This window comes from Slackia equolifaciens (assembly GCF_003725995.1).
Taxonomy (GTDB): domain Bacteria; phylum Actinomycetota; class Coriobacteriia; order Coriobacteriales; family Eggerthellaceae; genus Slackia; species Slackia equolifaciens.
In genome coordinates, this window is the sequence record NZ_QIBX01000006.1 from 19,686 (window position 1) to 31,714 (window position 12,029).

The 12,029-nt window shown below is 60.6% G+C and carries 11 protein-coding genes; 9 read left to right on the forward strand and 2 right to left on the reverse strand.

Annotated features, from left to right (window positions below):
• Positions 1-214: 214 nt before the first annotated feature.
• A complete protein-coding gene (locus DMP06_RS04765; RefSeq protein WP_161957819.1) occupies positions 215-1,843 on the reverse strand; it encodes an FAD-dependent oxidoreductase in 1,629 nt (542 codons plus the stop codon).
• Between the two features lie 727 nt (positions 1,844-2,570).
• Between DMP06_RS04765 and DMP06_RS04775 the strand changes: the two genes are divergently transcribed.
• The 9 genes from DMP06_RS04775 (at position 2,571) to DMP06_RS04815 (ending at position 11,194) form a co-directional block, all read left to right on the forward strand.
• Positions 2,571-3,494 (forward strand): substrate-binding domain-containing protein, encoded by a 924-nt coding sequence (locus DMP06_RS04775; RefSeq protein WP_123208608.1) that lies wholly within the window; start codon positions 2,571-2,573, stop codon positions 3,492-3,494.
• A 27-nt stretch (positions 3,495-3,521) separates the two neighbouring features.
• Positions 3,522-4,373 carry a phosphate ABC transporter permease subunit PstC gene (gene pstC / locus DMP06_RS04780; protein ID WP_123208609.1) on the forward strand — a complete coding sequence of 284 codons (852 nt, stop codon included), beginning with the start codon at positions 3,522-3,524 and terminating at the stop codon, positions 4,371-4,373.
• A complete protein-coding gene (gene pstA / locus DMP06_RS04785; RefSeq protein ID WP_123208610.1) occupies positions 4,370-5,239 on the forward strand; it encodes a phosphate ABC transporter permease PstA in 870 nt (289 codons plus the stop codon). The genes pstC and pstA overlap by 4 nt, the downstream gene beginning before the upstream one ends.
• On the forward strand, positions 5,240-6,055 hold the full coding sequence (gene pstB, locus DMP06_RS04790; protein ID WP_123208611.1) for a phosphate ABC transporter ATP-binding protein PstB: 816 nt from the start codon (positions 5,240-5,242) through the stop codon (positions 6,053-6,055).
• 5 nt (positions 6,056-6,060) lie between these two features.
• Positions 6,061-6,723 carry a phosphate signaling complex protein PhoU gene (phoU, locus tag DMP06_RS04795; protein WP_220092537.1) on the forward strand — a complete coding sequence of 221 codons (663 nt, stop codon included), beginning with the start codon at positions 6,061-6,063 and terminating at the stop codon, positions 6,721-6,723.
• The gene (locus tag DMP06_RS04800; protein WP_123208612.1) at positions 6,720-7,424 is read left to right on the forward strand and encodes a winged helix-turn-helix domain-containing protein; all 705 of its coding nucleotides are present in this window, start codon (positions 6,720-6,722) and stop codon (positions 7,422-7,424) included. The genes phoU and DMP06_RS04800 overlap by 4 nt, the downstream gene beginning before the upstream one ends.
• Positions 7,425-7,453: 29 nt before the next feature.
• Positions 7,454-8,887 (forward strand): sensor histidine kinase, encoded by a 1,434-nt coding sequence (locus DMP06_RS04805; RefSeq protein WP_123208613.1) that lies wholly within the window; start codon positions 7,454-7,456, stop codon positions 8,885-8,887.
• Positions 8,888-8,977: 90 nt separating this feature from the next.
• Entirely contained in the window at positions 8,978-9,658 is a 681-nt protein-coding gene (locus DMP06_RS04810) for a xanthine phosphoribosyltransferase (RefSeq protein WP_123208614.1), read from the forward strand.
• 3 nt (positions 9,659-9,661) lie between these two features.
• On the forward strand, positions 9,662-11,194 hold the full coding sequence (locus DMP06_RS04815) for a uracil-xanthine permease family protein (RefSeq protein WP_123208615.1): 1,533 nt from the start codon (positions 9,662-9,664) through the stop codon (positions 11,192-11,194).
• Between the two features lie 75 nt (positions 11,195-11,269).
• Here DMP06_RS04815 and DMP06_RS04820 read toward each other — a convergent pair whose 3' ends face one another.
• The gene (locus tag DMP06_RS04820) at positions 11,270-11,929 is read right to left on the reverse strand and encodes a LytR C-terminal domain-containing protein (RefSeq protein WP_123208616.1); all 660 of its coding nucleotides are present in this window, start codon (positions 11,927-11,929) and stop codon (positions 11,270-11,272) included.
• Between the last annotated feature and the right edge of the window lie 100 nt (positions 11,930-12,029).

Sequence of the window (12,029 nt, forward strand, 5' to 3'; positions counted from 1 at the left end):
GGAAGGCGCGTTCGACGGCGTGGGTGGATGGGGTGTGGGCGTGTAGTCTGGCCTGGGAAAGGGGCTTTACGCTCGCAACGTAGACGTGCCAACTGCATAAGTCAGCGCGTCTACGTTTCACGGAGAGAGCATGCCGATGGCCTAGAAGGAGGGGATAATCCGGCTCATCGGCAAGGAATTTGCGAGAGTTGCCTTGGAAGGGATTGGTTCGAGGCTACAGGCTCGCCACGTAGCGGCCTGTCACGAAGCCAGAGGTAATGGCGCGTCCCACGGAGAGGCCCTCGATGTCCATGGGGTAGTCCACGCCGCCGTAGAACTGGCCGGAAGCGTTGCCCGCTGCGAAAAATCCCTCGATTGGGTTGCCGTCGGCATCCAGGCATTGCTGGTTCTCGTCGACGATGAGGCCGCCCAGAATTGCGGGCACGCTGTTGGCGCCGCGGGGAACGGCGTAGAACGGTCCTTCCTCGATGGGCACCAGATATTTCGCGCGTTTGCCGAACTCGGTGTCCATGCCAGTGGCGCACAGCTCGTTGTAATGTTCAATGCTTGCGACGATGGTGGCTTCATCAATGGGGTCGATGCCCCAGGACTCGTCCACCATATACTGGTTGATTGCGCTAGCGAGCTCCTCGATGCTGTCAGCTTTAATCAGCTGGCTCTCATCGGGAATTCCACCATTTCCGACGCCTAGTTGCACTTCGGAGGGGTCTTCCTCTACCCATTTTTCAGCAGTTTCGAGCCAGTTAGCGGGCATGATGGTAAAGAACTTGGCTGCCATGGAGTTCTGATAATCATATTCAGCAAGGTAGTCGCGCATCAGATTGTTCAGATAGGCAAAGCTCAGGACCTCGTTCATGAAGCGCTCGCCGTGGATGTCCAAGTTGAGGAAGGGGACCTGAAGGCGCGTGAGTACACCGCCGCCATGGACCATCTTGGAGTGGTTGATCGGGGTCATTTGGGCACCCGCCCAGATGCCGGCTACCATCCCCATCCCGTCGCGGAACTCGGACATAGTTTTGAATCCACGTAGATCGGGGCAGTAGTAGTTGCGCATTTCTTCGTTGCCGGAGCAGTCGCCGGAGGCGAGAATGACGCCCTTGGCGGCTTTGTACAGTGTGTAGGAATCGTCCTCGTTCTGGCAGATAACGCCCGTTACGCGGTTGTCCTCTTTGTAAATTTGCACAGCGGGGCTGTTGTAGAAGAACTCGACACCGTCTTCGGCAAGTTGCTCTGCGATAACCATGGCGGCGTCATTGTGGGCGCCTTCCATATGGTTGTACGTGTTGGCATGGAGGTAGAAAGTGTATCCGTTGTATTCCTTGGAGGAATCGAAAGGCTTGGACTCCACGCCGCGTGCGGCTGCGGTATCGGCCCACCAGTGGATTGCCTCGTGAGAATTGTGCGCCCAGGCTTCGAGCAGTTTGCGATTGGAACGGTAGGCGTTCTTCTCCATCAGGAACTGGACGGCTGCCTGGACGCCTGCTTCGTCGGTTTTATCCAAATCGACGGAGGCACCCATGTTGCCCGTGGTCTGAGCGGTGCCGATGTTCTGGACAACGGCCACATGCGCGCCCGCCTCCTGGGCGGTGTGCGCGGCAGAAAGGCCGGATTCACCGGCGCCTACAACCACTACGTCAAATTCTTTGGTCTCAGCGAACTCGGTGATGGGCTCGGGCTGTTTGAGGAACTCAGGAGTGTCGCCTGCGCTCTCGGATGAGCCCGCTTCGGCAGGGCTCGACGCCGTGGTGGGCGCGCAGCCGGCAAGTGCCCCGGCGCCCAAGGCACCAGCTGCAGCAATTCCACCGAATTTGAACAGGTCGCGACGCGTAACGTTTGCGGTCATGATTTCCCCTTCCTTGATAAGGTATGCATTTGTCGCCATCAATTGTCGTGCGGGGTGCGAGGCACGACGGGAGAAGGAGGGGTCCCGAAATCTGCATCGTGCTGCTCTGCATGGTGCAAAGCCTCGGTGCTGCGAGTGTCTTGAAGTCTTGCTCGCGTCTCTTCGGGCTGCCCGTCGGCATCGCTGCTCGTGCGATTGCTGGCGACGTGCCGCATGATGCACTGCGGGCGGCGTCGGCGCATCGACCATACGAGAAGTTTTTGTTTATTTGAATAAACCTAGGAATAAACCAGCGCTTGAACTGGGGATTTAATCCGAGGAATCCGATTGTCGCTCAACTCGAACAACAGTGAGTTCTTTTTTGCTGTGCACGCCCATCTTCACGTAGATGCGTTGGATGTGGCCTTCAATGCGTCGGATGACATACAACCTTTTCTCAATGCGCGGGTTCGTCATCCCGCGCGCGACCGCCAACGCTCTGCCGCAATTGAATGCTAGGGCCGCCTCGCAGAAGAGGTGGCTGGACTCGGCGGCCGCATGAAACGCCTGCCGCACGAAACGCCCGCCACGCGACTTTACTTTAATTTGACGCGCGCATGACATGAGCTTAGATGGAGGTTTGTAAAGTCTCGATCGGTGTTTCATAAGACCTGTGCGCAGGGACCGAATCGAGGGAGGGAGCTTCGATGAGGGCGCACGAACACCCGAGACGAAAGGATTCTCACTGATGATCAAAGCAAAGAAGACCAAGCTGCTTGCGCTTGCTCTGGCTGCCGTGTGCGCGTTCGGCATGTTCGCGCTCGCCGGCTGCTCTGGTGGCTCGAGCGACTCCGGAAGCGCCGATTCCAGCTCTTCCGAAAGCACCACCGAAGGCCCCTCCGGCGCTATCTCCGTCATCTCTCGCGAGGACGGCTCCGGCACTCGCGGCGCCTTCACCGAGCTGTTCGGCGTTGTGGATGACAACGACGTTGACCTGACCACCACCTCTGCCGTCATCACCAACTCCACCGCGGTTATGATGACCACCGTTGCTGGCGACCCCAACGCCATCGGCTACATCTCGCTGGGCTCTATGGACGATTCCGTGAAGGGCGTCGAGATTGACGGCGTTGCCCCCTCCGCCGAGGGCGTGAAGGACGGTTCCTACAAGGTTTCCCGTCCGTTCAACGTGGTGACCGGCGCTGAGGTGTCCGACCTCGCGCAGGATTTCCTGAACTACATCATGAGCTCTGACGGCCAGGCAATCATCGAGGAGGAAGGCTACGTTTCCGTTTCCGAGAATGGCGCCTATGAGCCCTCTTCCGACAGCCTGTCCGGCACCGTGAGCGTTGCCGGCTCCTCTTCGGTGACCCCCGTCATGGAGGCCCTCGCCGATGCCTACATGGCCGTCAACCCCGACGTGACCATCGAGGTCAACCAGTCCGACTCCTCCACCGGCGTGCAGAATGCCATCGAGGGCGTGTGCGATTTGGGCATGGCTTCCCGCGAGCTGAAGGACTCTGAGACCAGCCAGGGCGTTTCCGCCACCGTTATCGCTCAGGACGGCATCGCCATCATCGTGAACAACGACAACCCCATCTCCGCTCTGACCTCCGATCAGGTCAAGGAGATCTTCCTGGGCAACGTCACCGACTGGTCTGAGCTCGCCTAACGCGCGCCCGACAAGCCCCATACTATTATGAAAAGCATCAAAGAAACCATCGCGAAGGTGCTTTTCACGGCCGCTGCGGGGATCTCCATCCTCGCAGTGGCTTTGATTTGCATCTTCCTCTTCGCAAGCGGTCTTCCTGCCATCGGCGAAATCGGCGTGCTCGATTTCCTGGGCGGCACCACGTGGCGCCCCGCCGCCGACCAGTACGGCATCCTGCCCATGATCATAGGCAGCGTCTATGCCACCATTGGCGCGTTGATCATCGGCATTCCCATCGGCCTGTTCGCCGCGGTCTACCTGTCGCGTTTCGCGAGCCCTCGCGTCAAGCGCATCCTCACTCCGGGCGTTGAGCTTCTGGCCGGCATTCCCTCGGTCATCTACGGCTTCTTCGGCCTGGTGGTTTTGGTGCCGCTCATTCGCGAGGTGTTCAACGTGCAGGGCATGAGCCTGCTCGCCGCATCCATCATCCTGGGCATCATGATTCTGCCTACCATCATCACGGTGGCGCGCAATGCCATCGACGCCGTGCCCGACAGCTACTACGAGGGCGCGCTCGCCTTGGGCGCCGACCACGAACGCAGCGTGTTCCGCGTGCTCGTTCCGGCCGCGACCTCGGGCATTATGGCAGGCGTGGTGCTGGGCGTTGGTCGTGCCATCGGCGAAACGATGGCCGTAGTCATGATCGCTGGCAACCAGGCCGTTATCCCCGACAGCATCCTGGACGGCGTGCGCACGCTTACCACCAACATCGTGCTTGAAATGGGCTATGCCGCCGACCTGCACCGCGAGGCTCTCATTGCCACGGCAGTGGTGCTGTTCGTATTCGTTTTGATCATCAATATCGTGTTTGCTGTTCTGAATGGGAGGTCTAAGCGATGAGCGATACCGCTAAAGCAACTGTGGCCGCCCCGCGCAAGCCGCATCGCAAGACGTCTTCCATCATCCTGAATGCCCTTGTGCACCTGGCGATTTTCCTGACCGTCGCGGTGCTGCTCATTGTGGTTGGCTACATTCTGATCATGGGCATCCCCAACCTGAGGCCGGAGTTGTTCGCTTTCGAGTACAACTCGGACAATGTCTCTATGTTCCCGTCGCTCGTCGACACGCTGCTGGCCGTGCTGCTCACGCTGGTCATCGCCGTGCCGTTGGGCGTTATGGCGGCAATCTTTTTGGTGGAGTACACCACGCGCGGCAACAAGTTCGTGAAGATCGTGCGCCTGACCGCCGAAACGCTGGCGGGCATCCCCTCCATCGTGTACGGCCTGTTCGGCATGCTGTTCTTCGTGGTGTTCTTGGGCTGGGGCCTCTCGCTTCTGGCGGGCTGCTTGACGCTCGCCATCATGGTGCTGCCTACCGTGATGCGCACCACCGAGGAGGCGCTGCGCGCCGTGCCCGATTCCTATCGCGAGGGCAGCTTCGGTCTGGGCGCGGGCCGCTTGCGCACCGTGCTTTCCGTGGTGCTGCCGCCTGCTATGCCGGGCATTTTGGGCGGCATCATTCTCTCCATCGGGCGCATCGTGGGCGAATCGGCCGCGCTCATCTTTACTGCGGGCTCCGTCGCCTCCATCCCTGACTCGGTGTTCGGGTCGGTGCGCACCATGTCGGTGCATATGTACGTGCTGGCATCCGAAGGATTGCATATCGATGCCACCTATGCCACCGCTGTGGTGCTGCTGGTTATCGTGCTGCTCATCAACGCGCTGGCTTCGTTTGTTGCCAAGCGTCTTACGAGAAACGAGGAATAAATGGTAGACGTCGACCTCTCGGCGCTGAAGGAGGAGGCCGGAGAAGCCCCCGCGGCGCCTTCCAAAACCAAGATCGCCGTCAAGAATCTCGATTTGTATTACGGCGATTTTCATGCGCTGCACAGCATCAATATGGATATGCCCGAGAACAAGATCACGGCCTATATCGGGCCTTCGGGCTGCGGTAAATCCACCCTGCTGCGCACGCTCAACCGCATGAACGACCTGGTGGAGGGCTGCCGCATCGAGGGCGAAGTCATCCTGGACGGCGAGAATATGTACGCGCGCGGCACCGATGTGAACCGTTTGCGCAAGCGCGTGGGCATGGTGTTCCAGAAGCCCAATCCGTTCCCGATGACCGTGTATGACAACATCGCCTTCGGCCCGCGTACCCACGGGGTCAAAGACAAGGCCACGTTGGACGAGATTGTGGAAACCGCGCTGCGTAAGGCCGCCATCTTCGATGAAGTCAAGGACTGCCTGAAGAAGAGCGCCCTGCAGCTTTCCGGCGGCCAGCAGCAGCGCCTGTGCATCGCGCGCGCTTTGGCAGTCGAGCCCGAGGTGCTGCTGATGGACGAGGCCACGAGCGCTTTGGACCCGATTTCCACCGGTCGTATCGAGGAGCTCGCAACCGAGCTTAAGAAGGACTACACCGTCATCATGGTGACGCACAACATGCAGCAGGCTGCTCGCGTGTCTGACATGTGCGCGTTCTTCCTGCTGGGCGACCTGGTGGAGTTCGATGAGACCCAGGTGCTGTTCAGCCACCCCAAAGAAAAGCGCACGGAGGACTACATCACAGGAAGGTTCGGCTAAGTCACATGATGCGTACCGTTTTTGATTCCCAGCTCGCGCTGCTGGAGGCCCAGATGCTGGTTATGGCCTCTTCGATGGAGGAGGCGGTCGTGGGCGCCGTGGAGGTGCTGGAGTCGCGCGACAAGGAGCGCGCCCGTGCCATCATGGAGGGCGACGACGATATCGATCACCAGGAGCGCGAGATCGAGGCCCTGTGCCTGAAACTGCTTTTGACGCAGCAGCCGGTGGCGGGCGACCTTCGCCGCGTGTCCGCCGCGCTCAAGATGGTGGGCGACATGGAGCGTATCGCCGACCAGGCCGCCGATATCGCTGAGATCGTGCTGACGCTTGAGGGCGAGGCCTTCGATTCCAAGCTTAACAAGCACCTGGCAAAGATGGGTCGCCAGGCGGCGGGCATGGTGCACGATGCCGCGGAGGCGTTCGTGAAGCGCGACGGCGAGCGTGCCAGCCAGGTTGTGGGCGAGGATGCCAGCGTGAACGAGATGTTCGAGCGCGTGAAGCGCGACATCATCAAGGGCATCCAGGCAGAGAGCGATCCTGCGGCCAACCTCGTAGAGGCGCTTATGGTGGCGAAATATCTTGAACGTGTGGGCGACCATGCCCAAAACATCGCGGAATGGGTAGAATATTCAATCACGGGCCGATACAAAGGAGAGCTGCTCGGATGATTTACTACCTTGAAGACGACGAACAGATCCGCAATCTGACGCTGTACACGCTGTCTCAGACGGGGCATGAAACTCGCGGGTTCTCCCGAGCGGCAGAGATGGATGCCGCGCTCACGCAGGCCATCCCCGATTTGTTTCTGCTTGACGTGATGCTGCCCGATGAGGACGGCATCAGCGTGCTCAAGCGCTTGCGCAAAGACCCGCGCACGCAGGACGTGCCCATCATGATGCTCACGGCCAAATCCACCGAATACGATACGGTGACCGGGCTCGATGCGGGCGCCGATGATTATCTGGCAAAGCCGTTCGGCATGATGGAGCTGCTTTCGCGCGTGAATGCGCTGTTGCGCCGTGCCGCCCGCGACGCCGCCGATACCGCCGCGCCTCTTGCTACGGGTGAGACGCTGGACGCCGGCCCCATCTCTCTCGATCCGGCGAGCTATCGCGTTACGGTTTCGGGCGAAGAGGTGCGTCTGACACACAAGGAATTCGAGATGCTGCGCTATCTGATGGAGAATCGCGGCATTGTGGTGTCGCGCGATAAGCTGCTCGAGCGTGTGTGGGGCTACGGCGTGGCGGGCGAAACGCGCACGGTTGACGCGCACGTGCAAACGCTGCGCAAGAAGCTCGGCGAGGCCGATCCCGAGGCGGTTTCGTTCGTGGAAACCGTGCGTGGTGTGGGCTATCGCCTTAAAGCGTAAGCTGGCGCCTACGAAGCGGACCGGGCACTATGGACATTCGTATCAGATCGCTTTCTAAGGAGGATGCCGCAGGCGGCGGGTCGCGTCGCAGGTGGCATCTTTCTCGTGCGGTGGCATCCATGGTGGCCGCCGCCTCTGCCGCGCTGGTGATCGTGTGCTGCATCCTGTATGCGGCGGTGTTCTATCTCACGCTCGACCAGCGCGCCGTGGATGACCTTGCTGCCGAAACAGAGGGATACGCCCAGGTCATCAATGATTCAGGCTATACGGGCACCGATGCCATCGCGTTGGTGAAAACCGAAAGCACCATAGAGCCTGATACGCGCATGACGCTCATTTCCTCCGATGGCACGGTGCTTTACGACTCGCTTGCCGATGAGTCGTCGATGGAGAATCACGCTCAGCGCCCCGAGGTGGTGGAGGCCATGCAAACGGGCGAGGGCCAAAGCGGGCGCTACTCCGAGACGCTCGGCGAAGAAACGCTGTATCACTCGGTCTTGCTGGCCGATGGGTCCGTGCTTCGTCTTTCCGTTACGCAGTCGAGCATTTGGGGCGTCATGGGCACTATCGCGCTGCCTTGCTTGCTCGTGCTGCTTCTGGCGGTAGTGGTTTCGTTCCTCATCGGATACGCGATTGCCCGGCGCGTTATCTCGCGCATGGAGAAAATCGATTTGAACAATCCCATCGAAGGCGATGCCCCCGAGGAGCTTATGCCCTTGCTGCGCCGCTTGGATGCGCAGCACCGCCGCTTGGATGCGCAGGCAAGCGAGCGCCGCATGTTTACGGCCAATGTGTCGCATGAGCTCAAAACGCCCTTGACCGTTATCTCGGGGTATGCCGAAATCATCGACAAAGGCATCGCCAAGCCGCGCGACGTGCGCAGGTTCGCCGGCCTCATCCATGACGAAGCCCAGCAGATGAAGAGCATGGTGGAAGAGATCATCGCGCTCACGCATCTGGATGAGATGGGCGAGGGGCAGATGGAACTTGACATGCAGCAGGAAGTGCCGCTTGAATCGGTGGCAAACAACGCTGTGGCGCGTTTGCGCCCGTTGGCCGAGCGTTCGCGCGTTGACCTGGTGGTTCAAGTGAGCCGCGTGGATAACGAGCCCATCAAGGTGCGCGGCAATGCCCGCATCCTTGAGGAGATGGTGCGCAACCTTGCGGAGAACGCGGTGCGCTACAACCACGAGGGCGGTCGTGCCGTGGTGGAGGTGGCTTCCGAAGGCGGCCATGCGGTGGTGCGCGTGAGCGATACGGGCCGCGGCATTCCGCACGAGCTGCGCGAGCGCGTGTTCGAGCGGTTCTTCCGCGTTGAGGAGAGCCGGTCCAAAGACACAGGCGGAAGCGGCCTGGGGCTCGCCATTGTCAAGCACGCCGCCCAGGTTCACGGCGCCAGCATCAGCATCACCGACAACGACCCCATAGGAACCATCATCACCGTGACGTTTTCTGCAAAGTAACGCTTCATACTGCGCTACACTGTGAGGTTATAGCGCTTCGGGTGAGTTTGCCGGGGCGATTGACTATCCCCGAGCAGAAAGGCGAACATCGTGAAGCTTCTCGAAGAGCGCATCCAAAAGGATGGCGTGGTCAAGGCCGAAGGCGTGCTTAAGGTGGACAGCTTTCTGAACCACCAGATTGATATCAAGCTTCTTGATGAGATGGGCGCCGAATTCAAGCGTCTGTTCGCCGACGCTCCTATCAACAAAATCCTGACCATCGAGGCATCCGGCATCGGCATCGCGTGTATCGCGGCTCAGCATTTCGGCGTGCCGGTGGTGTTCGCCAAGAAGGCGCAAAGCATCAACCTCGATGGCGAAATGTACTGCACGCGCATCCAGAGCTTCACGCACGGCAAGGTGTTCGATGTCATCGTCTCCAAGAAATTCATCGGGCCTGATGACCATGTGCTTATCATCGACGACTTCTTGGCCAACGGCTGCGCTCTTAACGGTCTGATCGAGATCGTGGAGGCAGCCGGCGCTACCGTCGAGGGCATTGGCATTGCGGTGGAGAAGGGCTTCCAGCCCGGCGGCAAGAGCCTGCGTGAGCGCGGGTACCGCCTGGAGTCGCTCGCCATCGTGGACCGCATGGATCCCATGACCGGCAAGATCACGTTCCGTCCACAGGGCGGCGACGCGCCGACGTATGGCGAGGTGGTCGAGGTAAACGCCGATGACCTCGCAAGCGCCGATGCGGCGTTCGACGCGGCCGTGAAGGGCGAGGCGTAAGCCGTGGCGGCTGCGGGCGGCGCTAAGGGCGCAAAGAAGCAGTTCAACCACGCAAGCCTGTTCCAGCTCGACGGCGATATCCCTTTGCTGCGCGCCATTCCCTATGGCCTGCAGCACGTGCTCGCGATGTTCGTGGCGAACCTCGCGCCTATTGTGGTGGTGGCGGGTGCGGCGGGCTTGGGCGAGGGCCAGACTGCCATGCTGGTGCAAAGCGCCATGCTCATCGCCGGCATCGGCACGCTCATCCAACTGTTTCCCGTGTGGCGCGTGGGCAGCGGTCTGCCCATCGTTATGGGCATTTCGTTCACGTTCGTGTCGGTACTGTGCGTGATCGCGGCGCAGTACGGCTACAACGCGGCCATTGGCGCCATTATTGTGGGCGGCATCTTTGAGGGCACACTGGGTCTGTTCGCTAAGTATTGGCGTCGCATCATTTCGCCCATCGTGGCTGCCGTGGTGGTTACGTCCATCGGGTTCTCGCTGCTTTCCGTGGGCGCCACCAGCTTTGGCGGCGGCAGCGGCGCTGAAGATTTCGGTTCGCCGCGCAATCTGGCGTTGGGCGCCATTGCGCTGGTGTCATGCTTGGCGTTCCAGATTCTGGCAAAGGGTAAAACCAAGCAGCTTTCGGTGCTGTTTGGCCTGGTGGTTGGCTATATTGCGGCGCTTATTGCTGGCGCGGTCGATCTGAGCGCGTTCGAGAACATGCAGCTGTTCGCGCTGCCGCACATCATGCCGTTCACGCCGGAATTCAACCTGGGCGCCATCATCTCGCTGGCGGTGATCTTTTTGGTGAGCGCGACCGAGACCATCGGCGACACCTCGGCGCTGACCATCGTGGGTCTGGGCCGCGAGGTGCGTGAGAAGGAGCTTTCGGGTTCGCTTGCCGCCGACGGTTTCGTAAGCGCGCTTTCGGGCTGCTTCGGCTGCCTGCCCGTAACGTCGTTCGCGCAGAACATCGGCCTGATCGCCATGACCAAGGTGGTCAATCGCAAGGCCATTGCGACCGGCGCGGTCATCATGCTGCTGGCGGCGTTGCTGCCCGTGGTGAGCGCCGTGTTCTCCAGCCTGCCCGAGGCCGTGCTGGGCGGCTGCACCATCATGATGTTCGGCAACATTATAGTGAGCGGTTTCCAGATGATCGCCCGCGCCGGGTTCAGCCAGCGCAATATCCTGATCACGGCGCTCTCGCTCGCCATCGGCATCGGTTTCACCCAGGTGTCCGACATCTTTGTGATCTTCCCCGAGCTGGTGCGCAGCGTATTTGCCGACAACTGCGTGGCCGGTGTGTTCTTGGTCGCCGTGATCGCAAACCTGGTGCTGCCCAAAGATATTTCCATCGACGGCGCCGAGGTGGCGGGTTCGGCCGAACAGCAGCAGGCCGATGCCGAAGCGCTGAGCGATTTGCGCGAGCGCGCTGCTGCGGGCGATGCTCAAGCGGCGGCCGCCATCGAGTCCGAGGAGCCCGCGTTCGTGGCGCCCAAGCCCGCCGAGCTCGTATTCGGTGATCCCGACAAGCGCAAAGCGCCAGAGGACTAGCGATTCTTGCCAGAAGGAACCTCATCAAACGGGTCTCGATGAACGTCGTCGAGACCCGTTTGATGCTTTCGGAGGCTAAATCGCGTTTGCTCCTACTAGGACGAGGATGTCGAGGCCGTCCATGGTGGTGCCTTCGGCTACTTCGGCGGCGTTGAACGTGCGCACTTCGCCCCCAAGCGCGGCGGCGACCTTGTCCGCCTCGGCGCGCACGGCTGCGGCATCGTCGCCTTCGCCAGTCACGTATACGATGGTGCTGGGGAGGACAGCGGCCAGATAGCTGTCTGTAGAAATCTGGTAGTTGTCGCCCGCAATGCCGGCACCTGTCAGCGTTTCCTGCGCGGCACCGGCTAAGCCGTCAGCACCGCCGGCATTGAGGATGCGCACCACGAAGGGGCCTTCGTGGGTTGCTTGCGCTGCGGCGCCGTCGGATGCATCGTGCTCCGCCGACGTGTCGTCCTGCTCGGAAGCTTCGTCGTCTGCTGCGGTCGCGTCGTCGGCGTTGTCTTGCGCCCCGGTGTTCTTCTCGGTGTTGTTCTGCTGCTCCTGGCCGTAATCTACGGGAGGCGTTGCTATTTCGGGCTCATGCCCGCACGAAGAGAGCGCAAACGCGCACAGGGCGGCAAGGACAAGCGCGGCAAGCACGCGGAAGGCGAAGGCGCGCGGAGCGGTTGAAGCGTTAAGGTGGGCGAGGGCCATGGGCGCTCCTAACGTAACGTCGGTCAGATTAAGGTTCATTGAACTGCATCATTGTACTTCACGAAAAGCGTGTTAAGGTTTTCCAGCCGCCAAGAACGAAAAATGAACGTTCAGACGGCTGTGCGGAACCAATCAACCA

Excerpts from the sequence above, each read along its gene's own strand:
- pstA (WP_123208610.1), top strand. The coding sequence starts at position 4,370 with ATGAGCGATACCGCTAAAGCAACTGTGGCCGCCCCGCGCAAGCCGCAT.
- DMP06_RS04775 (WP_123208608.1), top strand. The coding sequence starts at position 2,571 with ATGATCAAAGCAAAGAAGACCAAGCTGCTTGCGCTTGCTCTGGCTGCC.
- DMP06_RS04800 (WP_123208612.1), top strand. The coding sequence starts at position 6,720 with ATGATTTACTACCTTGAAGACGACGAACAGATCCGCAATCTGACGCTG.
- pstB (WP_123208611.1), top strand. The coding sequence starts at position 5,240 with ATGGTAGACGTCGACCTCTCGGCGCTGAAGGAGGAGGCCGGAGAAGCC.
- DMP06_RS04765 (WP_161957819.1), bottom strand. The coding sequence starts at position 1,843 with ATGACCGCAAACGTTACGCGTCGCGACCTGTTCAAATTCGGTGGAATT.
- pstC (WP_123208609.1), top strand. The coding sequence starts at position 3,522 with ATGAAAAGCATCAAAGAAACCATCGCGAAGGTGCTTTTCACGGCCGCT.
- DMP06_RS04820 (WP_123208616.1), bottom strand. The coding sequence starts at position 11,929 with ATGAACCTTAATCTGACCGACGTTACGTTAGGAGCGCCCATGGCCCTC.
- DMP06_RS04805 (WP_123208613.1), top strand. The coding sequence starts at position 7,454 with ATGGACATTCGTATCAGATCGCTTTCTAAGGAGGATGCCGCAGGCGGC.
- phoU (WP_220092537.1), top strand. The coding sequence starts at position 6,061 with ATGATGCGTACCGTTTTTGATTCCCAGCTCGCGCTGCTGGAGGCCCAG.